The sequence below is a fragment of the Exiguobacterium sp. TNDT2 genome, from assembly GCF_003331145.1.
Taxonomy (GTDB): Bacteria; Bacillota; Bacilli; order Exiguobacteriales; family Exiguobacteriaceae; genus Exiguobacterium.
In genome coordinates this window covers 74,790-94,050 of sequence record NZ_QLVE01000011.1, presented here as the reverse complement: position 1 = coordinate 94,050, position 19,261 = coordinate 74,790, and the positions used below count along the sequence as shown (strand labels likewise).

Here is a 19,261-nt window from a genome sequence, read left to right as displayed (position 1 = left end):
AAGGGAAATTAACCGCGTGATTTGAGATAATGGGATCATCTTATGAAGTGTGGATTGGAGCGGAAGGCGATGAAAAAAATTATGATTGCGGCGGCGCTTGCGTTGCTTGTACCGACGTCAGTAGGGGCGGCAAAACCGGTGCTATTGGAGAAGCATGGATATGTCGTGGCCGAACCAAGGGTCGGGCACCAATACTATATAAAACAAACCGGCACTGACTTGACGTGGAATACAACACGCGGTGCATCCGACATTGTCATCGCCTTAATTGATTCATCGGCCGACCGGAACCATAAAGAGCTGTTTAACGTCCCCCGAGTCGTCAACTCGATGAAAGGCCCGTATAGTGTCGATTATCATGGTACGCATACGGCCGGTATCATGTCTGGCCGTCACAACAAGTTTGGGATGGCAGGACTCGCCCCGAACGTACGTTACCATTTTTATAATGTCTTTTATGGCAAAAACTCGGAATTTACAGATTCGTGGACAGTCGCAAAAGCCATTGATACAGCGGTATTGAAAGGCGCGAACATCATCAACTTGTCGCTTGGTGGTCAAGATTACGACCGTGTCCTTGCCGATTCGATTCGCCGCGCTCGTGCTAAAGGCGTCGTCATCGTCGCTTCCTCAGGAAATGACGGGCAGAACAAAGTGTCATTCCCGGCCAATATGAAAGAAGTAATTGCCGTCGGGGCGATTGATGCGAACCGGCGTATCGCCAGTTTCAGCAATATGGACGGCCAAGTCAAAATCGTGGCACCTGGTGTGAACATCTTGTCACTCGGTATGAAAAACAGCTTTATTTATATGGATGGGACGTCGATGGCAGCGCCGATGGTATCGTCTGGGATTGCGCTCGTCAAATCAGTCAACCCGTTCTTGACACCGGCCGACATCGACGTCTTGATTCAGAAGATGCCGCGCGCGAGCGGGAAAACATATACCGAACTCAATACGAAACGACTAATCGATGCGACGCCGCGCCCGGTGGTTCTCACGGCGCCGTCGACGCTTAAAAACCGGTATGTCACTGAGGCAAAACTGGCCGTTATGAACAAACCAAATTTGAAGACGACGTTTTCGCTATATCAAGGTACGCGTAAAGTGAAAACCCTTTCGCCGGCTAATTCGTCGTTCACGATGTACGCCGGAGGGGATTGGTTGCCGAGTGGAACGTATCGTCTGAACGCCCTCGTCACCGACGGCAAATATAAGCGCTCGGTCAGCCGGACGTTCACATACGTAAATCCCGTCAAGCCGTTGGTGACAATCAAAGCGGCGGATTCCGGAACGTTCGAGTTGGCGACTTCCCGTAAAGGCGTTGTCACCGTGCTCGACGCCAACAAAAAAGTCGTCTACGAGGCGCTTCATGTACCGGGCAAATTCCCGGTCCGAAGCGACACGAGCGCTGCTTACACGGTCGTATTGAAACCGACCGACATCTCTGAAAAAGTGGTGACGGTCAAATATGTGCCTCAACCTGTCCAAGCTGAGGTAGATTCCTCGGCAGAATCGACATGAAAAAACACCCGGAGCCAGCGCTGGCTCCGGGTGTTGATTTATGCTTTCGTGATGGCTTCACCACTCCAACGGATATTCGCTTCTAAGACGTTGCCGTTATCGTCGATATGTTCAAAACTTAGTTTCCCGTCGACGATGATCTCGTAGAGACCGACGCGGACGTCATTGCTCCAGCCGCGACGTGTCTGCGTCGAAGCGTCGAACGTCGGGATCGATTCAGGAAAACGTTCCTGTAAGTGGGCCAAGTTATGATGGTCGAAATGATACGGACGTTTGGACAGTTCATTCGGTGCTTTGATGTCAAACGGCTCGAATCCTCGAACGAGTCGATTATTCCGGTAGAAGGCGAACACGCCATTGTTCGGGTGGAGCGCTTTAATGTCATCGATTTCAATCACATAGGTCAGTCGTTGAATCCAACCTTTTTTTGCATCTTGACGCATCAAAATCCCTCCTTGTTCAATGGAACACGCCTTATTTTAGCGCTGACGCCCATGAAAATCAAGTTCAGGTTCTCGGTTGTCATTTTGCAGCTTATCCGCTACAATGAGTAAAGTGACTATGAGGCCTGGGCAATCGCGGGACGCAAGTCTTGAGGAAAGTCCATGCTCGCACAGCCTGTGATGGCTGTAGTGATCGTGCTACACGAAACGATAAGTGTAGGCAACGCAAGTTGACGGCAGAAGAAGCACCTAAGTCTTTGGATACGGTGCAAGCTTCTTGAAAGTGCCACAGTGACGGAGTCTGATCGGAAACGTTCAGAGTGGAACGAGGTAAACCCCACGAGCGAGAAACCCAAACTATGGTAGGGGAACTTCCTGACTGGAACCGAACGGGACGGAAGGCGCCAATCGGCGCAGATAGATGATTGTCACTCCATCGTGCCAGGGAGACCGTTATGAGCACCGGAGTACAGAACATGGCTTACAGGGCAGCATAGTCTCTCATTTAACATTGACCAGGAGTTCAAGCAATCCTACTTGAGCTCCTTTTTACATGACCATTTTAGGAGTAACACTTATAGAAAGTAGGGATAGTATGGCAAAACGAAAACTGATTGCCACCGCGGCGATGGGCATCGAAGCGCTCGTCGCCAAAGAAGTGCGCGACCTCGGTTACACGTGTGAGGTCGAGAACGGACGCGTCTATATCGACGCAGAGATGGAAGACATTCCACGATTGAACCTATGGCTCCGGACGGCAGACCGCGTCAAGCTCGTCGTCGCCGAGTTCAAAGCGACGACGTTCACGGAGCTGTTCGACGGTGTCGTCGAATTGCCGTGGACGGATCTCATGCCGTGGGACGCCCGCTTCATTGTCGACGGCCGCTCGGTCAAGTCGAAGCTGTTCTCGATCCGCGACTGTCAGAAGATCACGGAGAAGGCGATTGTCGATGCGATGCAACGCGGATACGACAAGCCGGGCGAGTGGCTTCCGAAGACGGGCGCCTACTATCCGATCGAAGTCGCCTTGTTGAAAGATGTGGCGACAATCACGATCGACACGTCAGGTGACGCGCTTCACCGTCGCGGCTACCGTGAGCTCCACTCACAGGCACCGCTCAAAGAGACGATGGCCGCGGCGATGATCCAGTTGACGAACTGGAAGCCGGACATGCCGTTCTATGACGTCTTCACCGGTTCTGGGACGCTCGCCATCGAGGCGGCGCTCATCGGTCGCAACATCGCGCCGGGTCTCAACCGTGAGTTCTGTTCACAAGACTGGCCATGTGTACCGAAGAAGGCTTGGTATGAGGCAATCAATGAAGCGAACGAGAAAGCGGAGTGGGACAAACCGCTCAAAATCTACGGCATCGACCTCGACCCGCGCATGGTCAAGCTCGCCAAGGACAACGCGGAGCTCGCTGACGTCCGTGACGCCATCACGTTCGTCCACAGTGACGCGGCTGCCTTGAAGCCGAAAGAAGAGTATGGTGTCATCATCGGCAACCCGCCATACGGCGAACGGTTGCAGACCGAGGAAGAGATTATCGACCTGTACGAGCGAATCGGGCAACAGTTTGCCAAGTATCCGGGCTACAGCGTCTATATGTTGACGAGCTATGAGGACTTCGAGAAGGCGTACGGCCGTCCGGCGACGAAACGCCGCAAACTATACAACGGAAATATTGAGACGCAATATTACCAATTCTTCGGGAAACGTCCGCCGAGACGTCCGGTTGAGTCGACTGACTCAAAATAACAATTGGCAGAAGGACCGTAGACACTCGTCTATGGTCCTTTTTTGCTTGATTTTATATTTTTCAACATCGATGGACCGACCATTCGAGCTCATATCGACTCGCCAAAAAACGCTCTCCCTTTTGTCAGGAAGAGCGTGACGTCGATGATTCTTTCATATCGTTGCGGTTCATGCAAATCGATCATTCCCCGACCATCCCGTCTCCATCGTTGTCGTGCATGTAAGGATAGAGCCAATGGTCGCTCGTGATTGGCATGCTGAACCCGGCATCTTTCGCTTCTTGGATCGTCACTTGGCCGTTCCCGTTCACATCGATGCGCGCGACATCATCGTCTTCAGACGCGGTCTCGGCTTCAGTCGCACGCTCGGTCAGCCCGAGTTCTTCGTTCACTTCGTCCGGGTTCACGTTGTCGAACTGGTCGATGATGACGTTTCCTTTCAGCGTGTACGTATATTGATAGCTGGAGGGAATTTGTGTCTCCGTATCCGGATAGGTGATAATGGCCTCGAAGTCGGTGGCCCCGCCTGCGCTTCGGATCACGCTCTCCATGTACGCCTGGTCCCCGTGGCGGTTGAGCGTGCTGTCTTGCGGGGTGATGTTGAAGGCGTTCGAGACGCCGCCGAGCGAATCGGCGATGACATGCCCTTCATCGAGGTCGGGATGCTCGACGCCAGGCACTTTCGCCTCGTCTGAATAATAGCGACCGGAAGACGTGACGTCCTCGAGCTCATTATCTTGCAGGACGATCTCGTCGGCGATCACTTTCACGAGTTGTCCGTGTTCATTCGTGAACGCCCAATATTCGCGGTCGCCATATCCGATATCGACGACGACATTATTCTCGCGGTCGCCTGACAGATCTCCACCCTCGACTTCAATCAAGTCGTAGCCTGTGAAGTGATCGTTCGTTTCGGTCTGGTCAGGGGGCTCCGTCTCAACGGTAACCTGTTCCTGAGGTTCCGTCTTCGACTCGGGATTCGGTTCTGTCTCGTTCGTGCAACCGGCCAAAAGTAGAAGGGCCAAGGGTAAGGTCAGATAAGTCAGCTTGTTAGTCATCGTTTAGCTCCTCGATCATTGATGTATACTTGTCCATTCTAGGAATCTTCCATAGCATTTACAAGCAAACGGATTGGAAGCGATTTCGACCGCGCTTGCGAACAATTAGCCAGATTTTGTCACAAATGGAGAAAGCGTCGCCCGAGGGACGAATGGTACAATAGGGTAAGGCGGGTAGACCGCGGCTCAAGCAGGGGGCTCTCGAGCGATTCATGTCGCACACCCGAGGCGTTTCAATCGTTTCGTTTCAGGTTATACATACGTATACATCGCTTGAGAGGAGACGTGTCATGCAGACATATACGATTGAATATGCGTTTCAAGATAAGGAACGGACGACACGAACGTGTGAAGTCGAGCTCGATCGGACGCCAGATTTAAAGGATAATGAGCAACTCGCCGACCTATATCAAATCGTGTCGGAAGCGATTCGCAAGCCGATCACGAGTTTTGAGATTCTTGCCGTCCATTAAGTGAATTATCGACCCCGGGCGCACGCCTCGGGGTTTTGTTCAGTCCAGCGAAGAGGAGAGATGTTGAAATGAAGATTGTGGTTGTTGGGTTAGGGGATGTGGCGAAAAAAGCGTATTTACCGGTCTATGCCGGATTAGAAGGGGTGGACGTCTATCTCGTGTCGAGAGATGAGGCGAAAGCGAGTCAGCTCGTCAAAAAGTATCGTTTTGCCGGTCAGTATGAATCGCTCGAAGACGTCCCGTTCGAGACGATGGACGGCGCGTTGATTCACTCGACGACATCGGTACATACTGACCAGGTTGGCTACGTGCTCGAGCGGGGCGTTCATGTGTTCATCGATAAGCCGGTCACGTTCTCGCTCGACGAGACGGAGCGGCTCGTGCGGCTCGCGGCAGACAATGGGGTCGAGCTCGTCACCGGCTTCAATCGTCGTTTCGCGACGGCGACGGCAGCCTTGAAAGAAGTCACGGACCAAAACCTCGTCCTCATTCAAAAGAACCGCACGTATCAACCGGCGACGCTCCGAGAGTTCATCATCGAGGATTTCGTCCACGTCGTCGACACGCTCCGTTACTTGACGGGGCTCGCACCGGTCGAAAATTTGTCGGTGCGGACGCGCTATGAAGGGGAGACGCTGAAGCAGCTGCAGATTCAGTTTACAGCCGGCGGGATCGAAGCGGTCGGGATGATGAACCGGGACAACGGCTGTACGGAAGAAGTGATGGAAGTGATGTCACCTCGTCTGAAACGGGTGTCACGCGACGTCGAGCGCGTGTATGACTTTACACGTGACGGCATGCTTGAGCGGGCCCTGAGCCCATGGGAGTCGAACCTCGTGCGTCGCGGCTTCACGACGATGATCGATGCATTCATCAAGCTACTAAACGGCGAACCGAACGAATCAGTGCTCGCTGCCGATAGTCTGACGACGCACGCGCTCTGTGAACGCATACTAGAGGAAGCATCGAGATAAGCGTATCGTTTCCAAGATTCCGCGACCGGGTAAGAACTCCATAAAAGGAGGGGATGCGCATGGATATTCGTGAGCTCGTCATGCAGGCGAATGATTTGTTATGGACGTACGTACTCATTTTCGTTCTGATTGCCGGAGGGATCTATTTCACGATACGGATGGGGTTTGTTCAGTTCCGGATGTTGCCTGAGATGTTCAAGCTGTTGTTCGTCAAAGGGCTCAAACATGAGAAAGGACAAGTGTCATCGTTCCAGGCGTTCGCCATCGGGACGGCGGCACGGGTCGGGACCGGGAATATCGCCGGGGTCTCGACCGCGATTGCGCTCGGAGGACCGGGTGCCGTGTTTTGGATGTGGCTTATCGCGTTGATCGGTTCGGCGTCAGCGTTCGTTGAGAGCACGCTCGCCCAAGTGTACAAAGTACATGACGGCAAGGCGTGGCGCGGCGGACCGGCCTATTATATCGAACGGGCGCTCGGACAGCGATGGCTAGGCATCGTGTTCGCCATTTTGATCACGTTCGCCTTTGGATTTGCATTCAACTCGGTACAGGCCAATACGATCGCCTTGTCGGTCAACAACGTTTTTGAAATCGACAGGCTATGGATCGGGCTCATTTTGGCGGTGGTGACAGGAATTGTCATCTTCGGCGGGATCCGTTCCATCTCGACACTGTCAGGGATTATCGTCCCAATCATGGCTGGCGGTTATATCTTGCTCGCCCTGTGGGTCGTCTTGACGAATTTGGAGGTCGTCCCGGCCGTATTCTCAGCCATTTTCTCAGAAGGTGTGCTCGGGTTCCGACAACTGCTTGGCGGAGCGGTCGGTGCGGCCGTCTTGCAAGGGATTCGCCGAGGCTTGTTCTCGAACGAGGCGGGGATGGGGTCGGCCCCGAACGCGGCTGCGACCGCCGAGGTCAGTCACCCGGTCAAGCAAGGTCTCATTCAGTCACTCAGCGTGTTCGTCGATACGCTCTTTATCTGTACGGCGACGGCGATGATTGTCCTCATTTCTGGCGTGCCGGGTTCTGAGGATTTCCAAGGCATCGAACTTGCCCAAGAGGCGCTCCTCACCGAGATCGGGCCGGTCGCGACATCACTCATGACGATTGCGATCTTATTGTTCGCCTTCAGCTCGATTTTGGCGAACTACTATTACGGGGAGACGAATATCGAGTTCATCTCGGAACGGAAAGTGTATCTCGTCATTTACCGGATTGCCGTCGTCGGGATGATATTGTTCGGTTCGGTCCGTTCGGCAGGGTTAGTCTGGTCGATTGCCGACATCTTCATGGGCCTGATGGCACTCGTCAACATGTACGCCATCTTCCGCCTCAGTAAAGTCGCGAAGCTGTTGCTCGACGATTACATGGCGCAGAAACGAGGGGGGCGCGATCCGGTGTTCAATCGGGATGATGTCGAATTACCAGGTAAAGAACACGTCGAAGCCTGGGAAACGAAACGAGAGAATATTAGTTGAGCGTAAAGCCAAGGATTGACGCAAAGCGCCGATCCTGGCTTTCCTTTTTGAATTAATTTATTTCAAATACCGAATTTATATAAAAAAATAAAGAAAAGAGTAATAAAATGATACAACCATTCCTTCAAACATTCAAACGGTTTTTTGCCGAACGATTCTTCGACCAGGCCGCGATGCTGGCGTATTATTTCATCTTGTCCACGTTCCCGTTTTTGTTGTTCGTCCTCGGCATCGTCGGATGGCTCCCATTCTCGAGCGGTGACGTCATCTCGGCATTGTCATTGGTCATGCCGGAGGCGAGTTATCGGCTGTTGCAAGGAAACATCGAAGCCATTTTTGATGATTCGAGACTGCGCTTGGCCTCGCTCAGCATCTTGCCGGCGCTGTGGATCTCTTCGATGGCTGTCCAGTCGCTCGTCCGGTCATTGAACGACGCCTATCGACTAATCCGAAATAAAGCGTTTTGGCGCGGGGTGCTACAAGACATCGCCGTCACGCTCGCGCTCATGTTCGTGTTGCCGTTCTCGTTGCTCGTCCCGGTCATCGAGACGGCGTTACGAGAACTGGCGACCCATATCATCTTCATTGATGATATCGTTGCTCGCTATGCCCAGATTTGGTTTTATTTCCGTTGGGTGATTGGGACGATTATCTTGTTCAGTGTCTTCCTGCTCGTCTATAAATGGTTGCCGAGCCATCATGGCACATTCCGGGACAGCTGGGCCGGGGCAGTTTTCGCTACAATCGGCATCTTGACAGTTTCGAACGTATTCAGCTACTATTCACAGTATGCAAACTATGAACAGTTTTATGGTCAGCTCGGTGCCTTTATCATCTTGCTGATCTGGTTCTATTTGGCGGCTTCGGTCATCCTTCTCGGAGGACTGTTGAACGCCACGCTCATCGAACAAAAAGAAATTTCCGGTTGACGTGTAAATCGTTGTTATCAATCTTTGATTCAGGGAATGATACGGTTAAGATCACATCTTTTAATCGGAGGTGGGAAACATGGATATGCAACGGCTCGTACACAATCGTCGTTTCATCGATCAAACATTGTTTTACCTCGCCTTACAATTATGGAAGTGGGTCATGTTACTACCGGTCTTGTTTTATTTGGACGTTTCGATGAGTAGTGCTCCGTTCACCCAGTATGTGATGGTCAGTCTCTTGCTGTACGTGGCTTTCCGCGTCATGCAGTACGTGATTGCCGGCCGAGCCTCTTTGATGGAGCTCCTTGAATTCGGGTATGCGGTTCTATCGCTCGTGCTCGTCCTCTCCTTACTGTTTGAAATCTCTGCTTCTCCTGGAGCCATCGCTATGGTAATTGGCGTGTTTTTAGTTCATCCGTCACTTGCATTGCATCATTATCGTAGCTTCACGGAACGAAAATGGTTGAACAAGCAGTTCCAATTGTTCAGCCCGATGTTACGGAAAGGTGAGATTCCAGTTCACGTGCTCGTCTTGACAGAAGATGAGATCATTATCACGGCAGAGAGCGGGAAAGAGTTCACGTACCGGCATATATACTGGAGCGGATTCTATATCGAACATGTCTCATGAAGGTGGTTTAGTTAGTGAATAGTGTCATTGTGATGGTATTTTGGATTGTGACGTTTATCGTATTCTTTAAAGGGGCGTTTGATATGTGGCGCGAATGGCGCACCACGAAACAACGTTCTGTATTATATTTCTTCATCGCATTGATCCTCACCTGGTTCTGGTTCAACCCGTACCAGCTGACTGCACTCCATCCGTTCGTCTTGATGGCGTATTACTGGAATCGCAATCGTTGGATGCGCAATGCGATGCTCGTCCTTGTCTTGGTACCATTCTTCATCCAACTCTGGTTCATGGCGAGAGCGATGTAATTTAGTCAGACCGCAGATAACTTGTCTGCGGTTTTTGCTGTTTAGAGAGATAGTAAATGCCGTTGATTGCACTCACTACATAAAATAAGGTGTGGCCAATCAACCTACTATAACGTGACATGGCGCAACAAAAAACGCGAGCCAGTGGCCCGCGTTTTTCGAATAGTTTTATTCTTTTTTCGCAACGGCGAGTTCAGCTTCCATTTCACTGAATTCACGGTTGATCCGTTTTTGCTCACGTTGGCTCGTGAACGTGCTGACGAGAACGATGGCAAGCATACTGAGGAAGAAGCCTGGCACCATCTCATAGATCACGCTCGAGAGTCCAGTCACGATCCAAAGAATGACCGTGATGGCACCGACAAGGATTCCGGCGAGGGCACCCTGTCGTGTCATTTTCGTCCAATAGAGCGACAAGAGGATCGCTGGACCGAATGCTGAGCCGAATCCGGCCCACGCATAGCCGACGAGCGTCAGAATCGTGTTCGACGGGCTGAGCGACATGAGGGTCGCAACGACACCGACTGTCAAGACACCGATTCGACCGGCGAGCACCATCGTTTTCTCATTTGCTTCTTTATTGAAGAACTTGCGATAGAAGTCTTCTGTTAACGCTGATGACGTCACAAGAAGCTGTGACGATACGGTCGACATGACCGCTGCGAGGATCGCAGCGAGCAAGAAACCGGTGATGAACGGGTGGAACAAGACTTCTGAGAAGCGGATGAACACCGTCTCCGGGTCAGCCAGGGCGTTCCCTTGACCACGGAAGTAGGCGATTCCGACGAGACCGGTCATAACGGCACCGATAATCGAGACCGTCATCCAACCCATGCCAATGCGGCGTGCCGTCTTCAATGATTTCACATCACGAATCGCCATAAAGCGGACGATGATGTGCGGTTGACCGAAGTAACCAAGTCCCCAAGCGAGGAGACCGATAATCCCGAGCGTCGACGTCCCTTTGAAGAGGTCGAACAAATCGGTGTTGAGCGTCGTGGCCGTGTTGACAGCGTTTGAAACACCACCGACGTCCGTCAAGGCGACGATTGGGACGAGGACGAGCGCGAGGAACATGATGACGCCTTGCGCGAAGTCCGTCCAGCTGACGGCTGTGAAGCCACCGAAGAGCGTGTACAGAATGACGACGCTGATCGTCACAATGACACCTGTCTGATAGTCAAGCCCGAACGAACTTACGAACAACTTCCCACCAGATACAAGTCCGGCTGACGTGTAGAACGTGAAGAAGATGATGATGACGGATGCAGACAGGATCCGTAGCCAGTTCGAGTGATCTCGGAACCGATTCTCTAAAAAGTCAGGAATCGTAATCGAATCATTTGCCATCTCCGTGAAGACACGTAGACGGGGAGCGACTAACAAGTAGTTCAAGTAAGCTCCGATGACCAATCCAACGGCTAACCAAATTGCTGATAATCCCGTGGCGTACATTGCGCCCGGAAGTCCCATTAACATCCAACCACTCATATCCGAAGCTCCGGCTGACATGGCGGTAACACCTGGCCCCATCTTGCGGCCACCTAACATATAATCGGATGAATCGGTCGTTCGCTTATAGGCGATGTAACCGATGAGGAGCATCATCACGAGATAAAGCGCGATGGACACCCATTCTTGCCATAACATTTGATTACCTCCTGTACGTGATTCATTGTTGTCGTTCAATCAATTCAGATTCAATCATGTGTGAGACTCACACAAATGAGTCAAACTTGAATGACTTGACGAACTTGTGACTAACAATAACGGACCTCCTTAATCATTGCAAACTGTCATCTTTTCATAATAATGGCTCTAGAGCGCATTGTATCAACGGGTAAGGGCGATAATTTTCGCTCATAAAGTTTAAATATTCTGAACATTTGTCATATTCATGTTATCGATGTGTCATCTACTTGTCATATAACTCGTGAATTTCTTCTGTCTTACCACAACCGCCCGCTCTTCCCAATGCAAGGAAGAGCAGGCGGTTAATGTCGATCTATTCTTGGGTGATGCCAAAAGCAATCTGTTCAATCGAACGCATCGTTGGGAACGTCTGGCCAGACTTGGCTTGCATCGTCACTAATGCATATAGTTTGCCATCGTGCTTCATCAAAAACACCATCGTGTAACCCGATTCATCCGTATAGCCAGTCTTTGTCGCTGTGACAAGCTCAGAATAATGAATGCTCCGCTCATTAACGGCCGAACCGAGATGATACCACCAGCGTCGCTTTTGATTTCCGTCAGCATCTTCAAACTTCGCCTCATACTCATACGTGCCGGCGATTTCGACGAGTTCTGGATACGTGCCGAATGCGTGGGTGATCCTTGCCATGTCGAGCGCGGTCGTGAAGTGTTCCGGGTCGGAATAACCATGCGCATTCCTAAATTGGGTCCCGGTCAATCCGAGTACTTTCGAACGGGCGTTCATCAAGTCGACAAACTCAGATGTCGAACCGCTCACATATTCGGCGAGGCTGTTAGCAGCATCATTCCCTGACTCGAGCAAAGTCGCATAAAGTGCTTGTCTGACGGTGAGCCGATCTCCGACCGCGAGATGGACGATGTGGCTGTCCCATGGGATATCGAGCGTCGACTGTTTCACGATGACGACGTTTTTGTCGAGCTCGTTCTTGTCGACCGCTGCCTCATAGGCGAGGAGAGCCGTCATCAATTTAGTCGTACTGGCGGGAAAGACGCGCTCCGATGCATTCTTGTCCACTAAAATCTGACCATCCGTCAAATTAACGAAAGCCAGCGATTCAACGAGCAGTTCGGGTGTCTCTGCCGTTGTAATCGGTTGATGCGTCCATTCTTTCATGACAATCTCTGGAAAAGTCGGTACGGCTTTAACGGAGACGGCTGTCGAAGCGGGAGTCGCTGTAACAGGGGACTTTGCTTTTGGCTCTACGTCTTGTTTAAATCCGATTAGAGTAGGGATAATGGCGAGTAGACCGACCATGGCGAGCCCAACGGTCAGTCTCCTCATGATGTACGTCTGTCTTCGATGCCTGCGGTTTCGTTTCATTATGCAATCGCTCCTTCACAGTTTACTTTTTTACCATAATGGATGAGGCGGTAGGAAGCGTTGTCAAAATAAAGAATCAGGTCAATAATTCTCATATTTGATGTGAGTCAAAATGTGCAGGCTTCATGTGGCGAACAAAGAGTGGAAAGATATAGACTGTTATCATCGACACGGTAAATAAATCTCAAGTTGCGCCTCATTGTCATCTTAAAGGCGCTCATCCATTATTCGATTCGGATGTGTCGAAAGGATAGGCAACCTGTCTCGACTATATTAAAGTAAAGAAGTAACGATATCACTGTCATAGGGGTGGGAAATCAAAATGGAACTAAAAAAACAATGGCGTGACCATTTTAAACAATTGCGTGCCTTCGACGAGGCGATTTCATTACTGTACTGGGACATGCGCACCCAGATGCCGGAGCAATCGGCACCGCTACGGGCCGAGACGATCGGTTATCTGTCGACCGAGGCATTCAAGCGCCAGACGAGCGAATCTTTCAAAGCGTTACTTGCGGAGATGACGGAGACGGAGGACTTGACACCGATCGAGTTACGTTCGGTCGCGGTCGCCAAGACGCAATATGAGCGGAACGCCAAAATCCCGTCATCGGAGTATCAAGAATACGTGACGCTCGTCTCCGAGGCTGAAACGGCTTGGGAGAAGGCGAAAGACCAGAACGACTGGCTCATGTTCGCCCCTTATCTCAAAAGAATCATCGAGTTTCAGCGCAAGTTCGCCGACTATTTCGGCTACGAGTCGCATCCATACGATGCCCTCTTATACGATTATGAACCCGGGATGACGGTCGACTTGCTCGATGAGTTGTTCCGGACGCTCCGGGACGAACTCGTCCCGCTCATCCGTGAATTGCCGGAACCTGTACAAGGACTCGACTGGGCGATGGACAAGTCGGTCCAACAGCGGTTGTGCGAGGATTGGATGCGTGTCGTCGACTACGATTTGACACGGGGCCGACTCGACGCGACGGTCCATCCGTTCGAGATTACGATCAACCGGCGCGACGTGCGCATTACGACAAAATATGACGAGGCCGACTTCCGCAACGCCTTGTTCGGGACGATGCACGAAGCGGGCCATGCCACGTATGAGCAACAAATTGACTCGGAACTTGACGAGCTCGGGCTAGGAGGCGGGTCCTCGATGGGAATCCATGAATCACAGTCGCTCTTCTTCGAGAATTTTGTCGGGCGAAGCGAAGCGTTCCTGAAGAGCGTCTATCCGCGTCTTCAAACAGAACACCCTGCGCTTCAGGACGTTTCTTTCGAGACGTTTTATGCCGGGGTGAACGAGGCAAAACCCTCTCTCATTCGAATCGAAGCGGACGAGTTGACGTATAGTCTGCACATCATCATCCGCTATGAGCTCGAAAAGAAACTGATCCAAGGCGATCTTTCGGTCGAGGAATTACCAGACGCATGGAACGCGCTGTATAAGGAATATCTCGGTGTCGATGTCCCGAGTGATGCGAAAGGCGTCCTGCAAGACGTGCACTGGGCCGGCGGTTCATTCGGTTACTTCCCAAGCTATGCACTCGGCTTGGTCTATGCCGCCCAATTGACAGAGGCGCTCCGTGATGCCCATCCAGAGTTTGAATCGCTCGTCAGCAGTGGCGAGTTCGGCCCGATCAAACAGTGGCTCGAAGACAATGTCCATCGTCATGGGAAGGCGCTCACCCCGAACGAATTGATCAAACAAGTGACCGGGGAAGACATCTCGGTACGTCCGCTCGTCCGCTACTTGACGAGCAAATATAAAACGAACTGAGGCGAATACAGATGAGATTCTTCGCGCATCGAGGAGTGATGGCCCGCCATCCCGAAAATACGATGACAGCGTTCCGGGCTGCACTCGAGGCCGGGGCAGATGGGATTGAAGCGGACGTTCATATGACGAAAGATGGACGTCTCGTCCTCATCCATGACGAGACGATCAATCGGACGACAGATGGTCAAGGGCGGATCGCCGATATGACGCTATTAGAACTGCGAGCGGTCAACGCGGGCGTCACGTTCGCGGTCCACGAGCAGATTCCGACGTTAGATGAACTGTTCGATTTGTGTCAAGGGACGTCGGTGGTACTGAACCTCGAGGTCAAGACCGATATCGAACGGTATCCCGGGATTGAGCAGCGCCTGGTCGACACGATCCGTAACCGACGTGTCCCTGTTGAACAAGTCGTGTTCTCTTCATTCAATCATGCGACGCTCAAACGTTTGAAACGGTTGGCGCCAGATATCGAGTGTGCGGTGCTCTTGGCCCAACCTCTCTATGACCTTGTGGCGTACTGTGCGAAGGTCGGGGCGACCGCCGTGCATCCGAACGTCCGGACGATGACCGATGAGGAAATCCTACAGCTGCAAGCAAAAGGGCTCGCCGTGCGTCCCTATACCGTCAAGACGGTGCATGACCTCGAACGGTTTCGCCGGCTCGGGGTCGATGCGGTGTTCGTAAACGACATCGACTGGGCCAAAGCACATTCAACCCCGTAACGTTACGCGTTGCGGGGTTTTTACATTAAGGTGAAGGGGAAGTGCGGGTAATGTAAAGAAAGCGGTTTCTTCTCGATGTGCCCAGCGGCATATTCAGAGCACACCGTCACCTTTACGCCGTTGCTCCGTTGTCTTAAATTTAAGATGTCACCAGCTACATAGCAATCAGATGTAGCACATTTTGCAGCATGCATCAAACTTGTCGTACCCAGTCAATCGGTCAACCCAAGCAGAAAAAGGAGGAAATTTCACATGAAGAAATTGATGTCTTTACTTGGTACACTCGCCTTGGCTTTCGCGCTCATCGTACCGGTCAGTGCGGATGGACACGAGAATGCCATGGTCCGTGTACTCCATGCTTCACCTGACGCACCGGCAGTAGATGTGTACGTCAACGGTGAAGTCGCGGTCGAAGGCGCAGAGTTTAAAGCGCTCACCGACTATCTGACACTCCCGGCTGGAGATTACAATGTCGAGATCAAACCAGCTGGTGATGCCGAGACGGTCGTCGTTGCGACAGACCTCTCAATCGAAGCAGGCAAGTTCTATACAGCGGCAGCAATCGGTCAACTTGCAAACATTGAGATCGCAGCAATGGAAGACGATGCGAACTTTGAAGACGGAAAATCGAAGGTCCGCGTCGCCCACTTCTCTCCTGACGCACCGGCAGTCGATGTAGCCCCTAAAGGTGGCGACCCGCTCTTCTCGAACCTTGAGTTCAAAGCAGTCAGCGACTATGGTACGCTCGACGCTGGCACGTATGACCTCGAAGTTCGCCCGGCCGGCGCGACTGATGTCGTGAAGGCGCTTGACGGGGTAGCCCTAGAGGGCGGTAAAAACTATACGGCGTTCGCCATTGGACTCCTTGAAGGCGAACCAGCGTTTGAAGTCCTCTTAGCAGCAGACGGCGGTGAGATGGCCGGAGCTCCTGAAACAGGACAAGGTGGCCTCGCTCAGACAGCATCAATGAACTGGTTGCTCGCAGCAGCAGTCCTTGGTGCAGCAGCAGCTGGCTTCTACGTCTTTCGTCGTCAGAAGCAAGACGCTTAAGCTTCTCTTAATCGGAACGTTATCGTTCCTTATGATCGCACCGGGCGCGGACGCACCGGACGCGGACTCGAAACTGACGACCGTCGGTTTCGCCGACCCGCTCGTCCTGTCAGCGACCGAAATCGACCGTCAATCTTTTCACACAGATACGTTCGTCCCGAAACGACTAAAGATTCCGTCAATTGATGTCGATGCCGTCATCCAACCGGTCGGGAAAGACCGACTCGACCGGATGGATACGCCGACAGACGCTGATGAGGTCGGATGGTATCGTTACGGCGCCAAAGCGGGTGCGACGGGTAACGTCGTACTATCCGGTCATCTCGATGACCTTCGCGGACCGGCCATCTTCGCAAACCTTGGCGAACTGCGCCTCGGAGAATCGGTGACGCTCCAGCGTAGTAAAAAGGTGATCGAATATGAAGTCGTCTCCGTCGAACGGTACCGACTCGAAGACGTTCCGCTAGCCTCGATCTTTGCGGCGACCCAAGCGACACGGCTTCAGCTCATCACATGTGCAGGTCCGTACGACCCGGAACACGGATACCGTGACCGGATCGTCGTCACGGCAATCGCCAAAGTATGAACGAAAAACCCTCGAACAAGGCAACTGCCTTGACCGAGGGTTTTTAACTATGTGGCAAGATATAAGAAAAACGACTGGGGCCGAAATGAATCGGGCCCAGTCGTTTTATGCGTCCATCCGGTCAAGCAGTCTTGACAGAAGAATCAACTCGTCATCTGAGAAGTCTTCGAACACGTCCATCAAGTACTCGATTTTCATGTCTTCTAACGTCTCGAACAAGGCACGACCTTCCTCGGTCGCTTGCAACTCAACGACGCGACGGTCACGTTCGCTGCGTTCGCGTGAAATCAACCCTTTTTTCGTGAGCTCATCTGCGAGTGCCGTGATCATCGAGGCCGAGAACTGAAACTCATTTGACAGGGCCGAGGCGATTTGAGGACTATGTTGACAGAGCGAACGAAGGATGAAGAATTCGTTTCGCGTCAAGTATTGAGAGAACATCGATCGGAGGTTTTTTTTCACTCCGCGATAGTTCATGCGAATCCCTCGCTCAGCATCAGCGACGAGCTGACGGCGGGATGCTGTGTGTATAGGTGAAGTCATCCTCAAGCGTACCTCCTACATAAATATCATTATTTTGCATATATTTCAGAACATAGAAACATTCTACAACAAAAACATGAAGTCTGTAAAGTTATGATGGCTCTTCGCGGGTACGAAGTTCTTGGATGACCTCGTCGTAATGTTTCAAGTCCGGATAGAAGCGGCGGAAAAAGAACTCAATTTGCTGATCATCTCCTTCGGCGAGCAGTTTAGCGAGGACGGCATAGACGACTCCCATCCCTTGCCGGGGCAGTAATGACGACGGTAAGAGCGTCGCAGATTGGATGGCCCGCTCAAAGTAACGGTCGAGGGTGTCACTCAAGTCCTGGAACGTGCGAATCTCGGCGTAGTGGAACATGCGTGTCAGCTCGATGATCGTCGACAAGTCGGTGTCGAGCAACCAGTCGCTCTGGAAGATGGCGTTGTCGAGCTTCTCGACGGTGACATCGTTGGCGATGTAATAGTTCAGGTTGTCCCGAGTGATGCTCACCTTGTCAGGGGACTCGACGATTCGCTCCACCGTCTCTTGTTCGAACGTCCGCAACTGTTTACGGATGTTGACGAACTCGGAGTCGGCAATCTCGAGGAGCCCGGCGACACGGCTGAAACTGCGTTTGATCTCCGGCGGGACGGCATTCGGATTTTTATAGCCGAGGTCGTGCTCGATTTCGGCCCAAGCGTGTTGCAAGATGGACCGGACTTGAATCTCGGCCTCTTTTTCCTCGAAACGACGATACTCGCCGAGACCGAGCCGCTTGTCACTCAAACCGACCACATAATGGACCGAGAGGTAGCCGAACTCGTTTGAATCAAGCAACGTGGATTTATCAATCGACTGTTCACGGTCGATTCGGAACTCGTCCTCAAGGATTTGGGCCACGGCCCGGACGTCGTCATGGAAATAGGTCACGATCCGAATCCCCGCCAAGTCTTGGACGTCGCGCAATGACCGGTATTGATACGGTTTGCGGGACAGTTTGGCATACAGACTCTCCGCTTCCTTGGCCCGGGCGACGATCGAGTGGAACTGAATCCCGGCGTCATTCAATAGCTCGCTGAGGAGCGACTTCAGTTTGGCGGCGAACGCCTCGTAATCCTCTTTCTCATTCATATAGTCGAGCATGATCGTATTCATATCCTGTCTCGGCATCTAGATCACTCCTTGTCTCATTATAGTTAGTATAGCATCATTGAAATCGCTGTCGCACCTGTCTGCCGTCACTATGATACAATACGGCTTGGAACGGGAAGGAGTGTCGCATGTGAGAGTGAGCCATACATTGAAATCGATGGAGCGCGAGAAGCTCGAGATCGTCGCCGGCCTGTTGCAACAGGCCGGTTATCGGGCGGGGAAGATCGATTGGCAGACCGGGGTCAATATCGTCCGTCTCAGCCGTGAAGGGGTCTCGTCTGAACCGGAGGAACGGGCACGAATCCAAGGCATCGTCGATCATTTTGGAATCGATGACTGGACCGCCACGTTTTCTTGAGTCCCTCTTTTTCAAATCGCTGACGGAAAATGGGTTTTACGACTCATTTTTCGGGAATAGTATATTATTCGATTTTAGAACAGCGGACGTTTAGGAGGATGAATATGTTAGAAACAAGAATCGTGCGGGATATGACCTCGGTCGACCATGAAGTGAATGGAATGGTGTCAGGCGGATGTGTCAACGAGAACATTTACTTATTTGCCAAAGATGAAGAATTGACGGTGCGTCTTGCCGCAGAAGCAGGTGTACAACCATACCGCATCACTGAAAAAGGATTGTGGGAATCGCTCATGTCGAAGTTCACGAAAAACTCGGATGACCGCATCGATCAGCTTGAGAGCCTCGGTCTGACGAAAGAGATGGTCGAGTCCCTCGAAGGTGAAATCCAAGCCGGGAAGATCGTCCTTGTTTGCGACAAATCATAAAAACAGCCGGAACTGATACGGATCAGTCCCGGCT

At 52.0% G+C, this 19,261-nt stretch carries 20 protein-coding genes and 1 other RNA gene; 15 read left to right on the top strand and 6 right to left on the bottom strand.

Going from position 1 to position 19,261, the window contains the following annotated elements:
• Nucleotides 1-69: 69 nt before the first annotated feature.
• Nucleotides 70-1,524: a S8 family peptidase gene (locus DPV68_RS07985; protein WP_198662275.1), complete on the top strand. Its 1,455-nt coding sequence runs from the start codon at nucleotides 70-72 to the stop codon at nucleotides 1,522-1,524.
• Nucleotides 1,525-1,562: 38 nt separating this feature from the next.
• Here DPV68_RS07985 and DPV68_RS07980 read toward each other — a convergent pair whose 3' ends face one another.
• Nucleotides 1,563-1,967, bottom strand: a complete 405-nt coding sequence (locus DPV68_RS07980) for a hypothetical protein (protein WP_114166233.1) — start codon at nucleotides 1,965-1,967, stop codon at nucleotides 1,563-1,565.
• Between the two features lie 121 nt (nucleotides 1,968-2,088).
• Between DPV68_RS07980 and rnpB the strand changes: the two genes are divergently transcribed.
• Together rnpB and DPV68_RS07970 are read left to right on the top strand one after the other, a co-directional pair.
• Nucleotides 2,089-2,456, top strand: an RNA gene (gene rnpB / locus DPV68_RS07975) — RNase P RNA component class B.
• A 106-nt stretch (nucleotides 2,457-2,562) separates the two neighbouring features.
• Complete coding sequence (locus DPV68_RS07970; RefSeq protein ID WP_114166232.1) at nucleotides 2,563-3,726, top strand: THUMP domain-containing class I SAM-dependent RNA methyltransferase; 1,164 nt, start codon at nucleotides 2,563-2,565, stop codon at nucleotides 3,724-3,726.
• A 181-nt stretch (nucleotides 3,727-3,907) separates the two neighbouring features.
• Here DPV68_RS07970 and DPV68_RS07965 read toward each other — a convergent pair whose 3' ends face one another.
• Nucleotides 3,908-4,783, bottom strand: coding sequence for a DNA/RNA non-specific endonuclease (locus DPV68_RS07965; RefSeq protein WP_114166231.1), 876 nt, complete (start codon nucleotides 4,781-4,783; stop codon nucleotides 3,908-3,910).
• 290 nt (nucleotides 4,784-5,073) lie between these two features.
• Between DPV68_RS07965 and DPV68_RS07960 the strand changes: the two genes are divergently transcribed.
• From DPV68_RS07960 to DPV68_RS07935, 6 genes are all read left to right on the top strand, one after another.
• A complete protein-coding gene (locus tag DPV68_RS07960) occupies nucleotides 5,074-5,256 on the top strand; it encodes a hypothetical protein (RefSeq protein WP_114166230.1) in 183 nt (60 codons plus the stop codon).
• 68 nt (nucleotides 5,257-5,324) lie between these two features.
• Nucleotides 5,325-6,230, top strand: coding sequence for a Gfo/Idh/MocA family protein (locus tag DPV68_RS07955; RefSeq protein ID WP_114166229.1), 906 nt, complete (start codon nucleotides 5,325-5,327; stop codon nucleotides 6,228-6,230).
• Nucleotides 6,231-6,289: 59 nt separating this feature from the next.
• The gene (locus tag DPV68_RS07950) at nucleotides 6,290-7,708 is read left to right on the top strand and encodes an alanine/glycine:cation symporter family protein (protein WP_198662274.1); all 1,419 of its coding nucleotides are present in this window, start codon (nucleotides 6,290-6,292) and stop codon (nucleotides 7,706-7,708) included.
• A 107-nt stretch (nucleotides 7,709-7,815) separates the two neighbouring features.
• Nucleotides 7,816-8,637 carry a YihY/virulence factor BrkB family protein gene (locus DPV68_RS07945; RefSeq protein ID WP_114166227.1) on the top strand — a complete coding sequence of 274 codons (822 nt, stop codon included), beginning with the start codon at nucleotides 7,816-7,818 and terminating at the stop codon, nucleotides 8,635-8,637.
• 79 nt (nucleotides 8,638-8,716) lie between these two features.
• Nucleotides 8,717-9,271 (top strand): hypothetical protein, encoded by a 555-nt coding sequence (locus tag DPV68_RS07940; RefSeq protein WP_114166226.1) that lies wholly within the window; start codon nucleotides 8,717-8,719, stop codon nucleotides 9,269-9,271.
• Nucleotides 9,272-9,285: 14 nt separating this feature from the next.
• The gene (locus DPV68_RS07935) at nucleotides 9,286-9,579 is read left to right on the top strand and encodes a hypothetical protein (RefSeq protein ID WP_232819561.1); all 294 of its coding nucleotides are present in this window, start codon (nucleotides 9,286-9,288) and stop codon (nucleotides 9,577-9,579) included.
• Between the two features lie 168 nt (nucleotides 9,580-9,747).
• Here DPV68_RS07935 and putP read toward each other — a convergent pair whose 3' ends face one another.
• Both putP and DPV68_RS07925 read right to left on the bottom strand, forming a co-directional pair.
• A complete protein-coding gene (putP, locus tag DPV68_RS07930; RefSeq protein ID WP_114166225.1) occupies nucleotides 9,748-11,229 on the bottom strand; it encodes a sodium/proline symporter PutP in 1,482 nt (493 codons plus the stop codon).
• A gap of 355 nt (nucleotides 11,230-11,584) precedes the next feature.
• Nucleotides 11,585-12,616 carry a D-alanyl-D-alanine carboxypeptidase family protein gene (locus DPV68_RS07925; RefSeq protein WP_232819560.1) on the bottom strand — a complete coding sequence of 344 codons (1,032 nt, stop codon included), beginning with the start codon at nucleotides 12,614-12,616 and terminating at the stop codon, nucleotides 11,585-11,587.
• A gap of 322 nt (nucleotides 12,617-12,938) precedes the next feature.
• Here DPV68_RS07925 and DPV68_RS07920 point away from each other — a divergent pair, with 322 nt between their 5' ends.
• The 4 genes from DPV68_RS07920 (at nucleotide 12,939) to DPV68_RS07905 (ending at nucleotide 16,766) form a co-directional block, all read left to right on the top strand.
• Nucleotides 12,939-14,405: a carboxypeptidase M32 gene (locus DPV68_RS07920; protein ID WP_114166224.1), complete on the top strand. Its 1,467-nt coding sequence runs from the start codon at nucleotides 12,939-12,941 to the stop codon at nucleotides 14,403-14,405.
• Between the two features lie 38 nt (nucleotides 14,406-14,443).
• Entirely contained in the window at nucleotides 14,444-15,130 is a 687-nt protein-coding gene (locus DPV68_RS07915) for a glycerophosphodiester phosphodiesterase (protein ID WP_232819559.1), read from the top strand.
• 252 nt (nucleotides 15,131-15,382) lie between these two features.
• Entirely contained in the window at nucleotides 15,383-16,180 is a 798-nt protein-coding gene (locus tag DPV68_RS07910) for a DUF4397 domain-containing protein (protein WP_114166222.1), read from the top strand.
• Nucleotides 16,128-16,766 carry a class F sortase gene (locus DPV68_RS07905; RefSeq protein WP_232819558.1) on the top strand — a complete coding sequence of 213 codons (639 nt, stop codon included), beginning with the start codon at nucleotides 16,128-16,130 and terminating at the stop codon, nucleotides 16,764-16,766. The genes DPV68_RS07910 and DPV68_RS07905 overlap by 53 nt, the downstream gene beginning before the upstream one ends.
• Nucleotides 16,767-16,871: 105 nt before the next feature.
• On the opposite strand, the gene DPV68_RS07900 is transcribed toward DPV68_RS07905, so the two are convergent.
• Complete coding sequence (locus tag DPV68_RS07900; protein ID WP_114166220.1) at nucleotides 16,872-17,309, bottom strand: MarR family winged helix-turn-helix transcriptional regulator; 438 nt, start codon at nucleotides 17,307-17,309, stop codon at nucleotides 16,872-16,874.
• Nucleotides 17,310-17,400: 91 nt separating this feature from the next.
• Nucleotides 17,401-18,459 carry a GTP pyrophosphokinase gene (locus tag DPV68_RS07895; protein ID WP_198662273.1) on the bottom strand — a complete coding sequence of 353 codons (1,059 nt, stop codon included), beginning with the start codon at nucleotides 18,457-18,459 and terminating at the stop codon, nucleotides 17,401-17,403.
• 112 nt (nucleotides 18,460-18,571) lie between these two features.
• On the opposite strand from DPV68_RS07895, the gene DPV68_RS07890 reads away from it, so the two are divergent.
• Nucleotides 18,572-18,799, top strand: a complete 228-nt coding sequence (locus tag DPV68_RS07890; protein WP_157964157.1) for a hypothetical protein — start codon at nucleotides 18,572-18,574, stop codon at nucleotides 18,797-18,799.
• A gap of 104 nt (nucleotides 18,800-18,903) precedes the next feature.
• Nucleotides 18,904-19,227 carry a YflT domain-containing protein gene (locus tag DPV68_RS07885; RefSeq protein ID WP_232819557.1) on the top strand — a complete coding sequence of 108 codons (324 nt, stop codon included), beginning with the start codon at nucleotides 18,904-18,906 and terminating at the stop codon, nucleotides 19,225-19,227.
• Nucleotides 19,228-19,261: the final 34 nt, after the last annotated feature.

Coding starts and splice junctions, on each gene's coding strand:
- DPV68_RS07980 (WP_114166233.1), bottom strand. CDS start 1,967: ATGCGTCAAGATGCAAAAAAAGGTTGGATTCAACGACTGACCTATGTG.
- DPV68_RS07940 (WP_114166226.1), top strand. CDS start 8,717: ATGGATATGCAACGGCTCGTACACAATCGTCGTTTCATCGATCAAACA.
- DPV68_RS07885 (WP_232819557.1), top strand. CDS start 18,904: ATGTTAGAAACAAGAATCGTGCGGGATATGACCTCGGTCGACCATGAA.
- DPV68_RS07965 (WP_114166231.1), bottom strand. CDS start 4,783: ATGACTAACAAGCTGACTTATCTGACCTTACCCTTGGCCCTTCTACTT.
- DPV68_RS07895 (WP_198662273.1), bottom strand. CDS start 18,459: ATGCCGAGACAGGATATGAATACGATCATGCTCGACTATATGAATGAG.
- DPV68_RS07925 (WP_232819560.1), bottom strand. CDS start 12,616: ATGAAACGAAACCGCAGGCATCGAAGACAGACGTACATCATGAGGAGA.
- DPV68_RS07920 (WP_114166224.1), top strand. CDS start 12,939: ATGGAACTAAAAAAACAATGGCGTGACCATTTTAAACAATTGCGTGCC.
- DPV68_RS07950 (WP_198662274.1), top strand. CDS start 6,290: ATGGATATTCGTGAGCTCGTCATGCAGGCGAATGATTTGTTATGGACG.
- DPV68_RS07970 (WP_114166232.1), top strand. CDS start 2,563: ATGGCAAAACGAAAACTGATTGCCACCGCGGCGATGGGCATCGAAGCG.
- DPV68_RS07945 (WP_114166227.1), top strand. CDS start 7,816: ATGATACAACCATTCCTTCAAACATTCAAACGGTTTTTTGCCGAACGA.
- DPV68_RS07915 (WP_232819559.1), top strand. CDS start 14,444: ATGGCCCGCCATCCCGAAAATACGATGACAGCGTTCCGGGCTGCACTC.
- DPV68_RS07985 (WP_198662275.1), top strand. CDS start 70: ATGAAAAAAATTATGATTGCGGCGGCGCTTGCGTTGCTTGTACCGACG.
- DPV68_RS07900 (WP_114166220.1), bottom strand. CDS start 17,309: ATGACTTCACCTATACACACAGCATCCCGCCGTCAGCTCGTCGCTGAT.
- putP (WP_114166225.1), bottom strand. CDS start 11,229: ATGTTATGGCAAGAATGGGTGTCCATCGCGCTTTATCTCGTGATGATG.
- DPV68_RS07955 (WP_114166229.1), top strand. CDS start 5,325: ATGAAGATTGTGGTTGTTGGGTTAGGGGATGTGGCGAAAAAAGCGTAT.
- DPV68_RS07960 (WP_114166230.1), top strand. CDS start 5,074: ATGCAGACATATACGATTGAATATGCGTTTCAAGATAAGGAACGGACG.
- DPV68_RS07910 (WP_114166222.1), top strand. CDS start 15,383: ATGAAGAAATTGATGTCTTTACTTGGTACACTCGCCTTGGCTTTCGCG.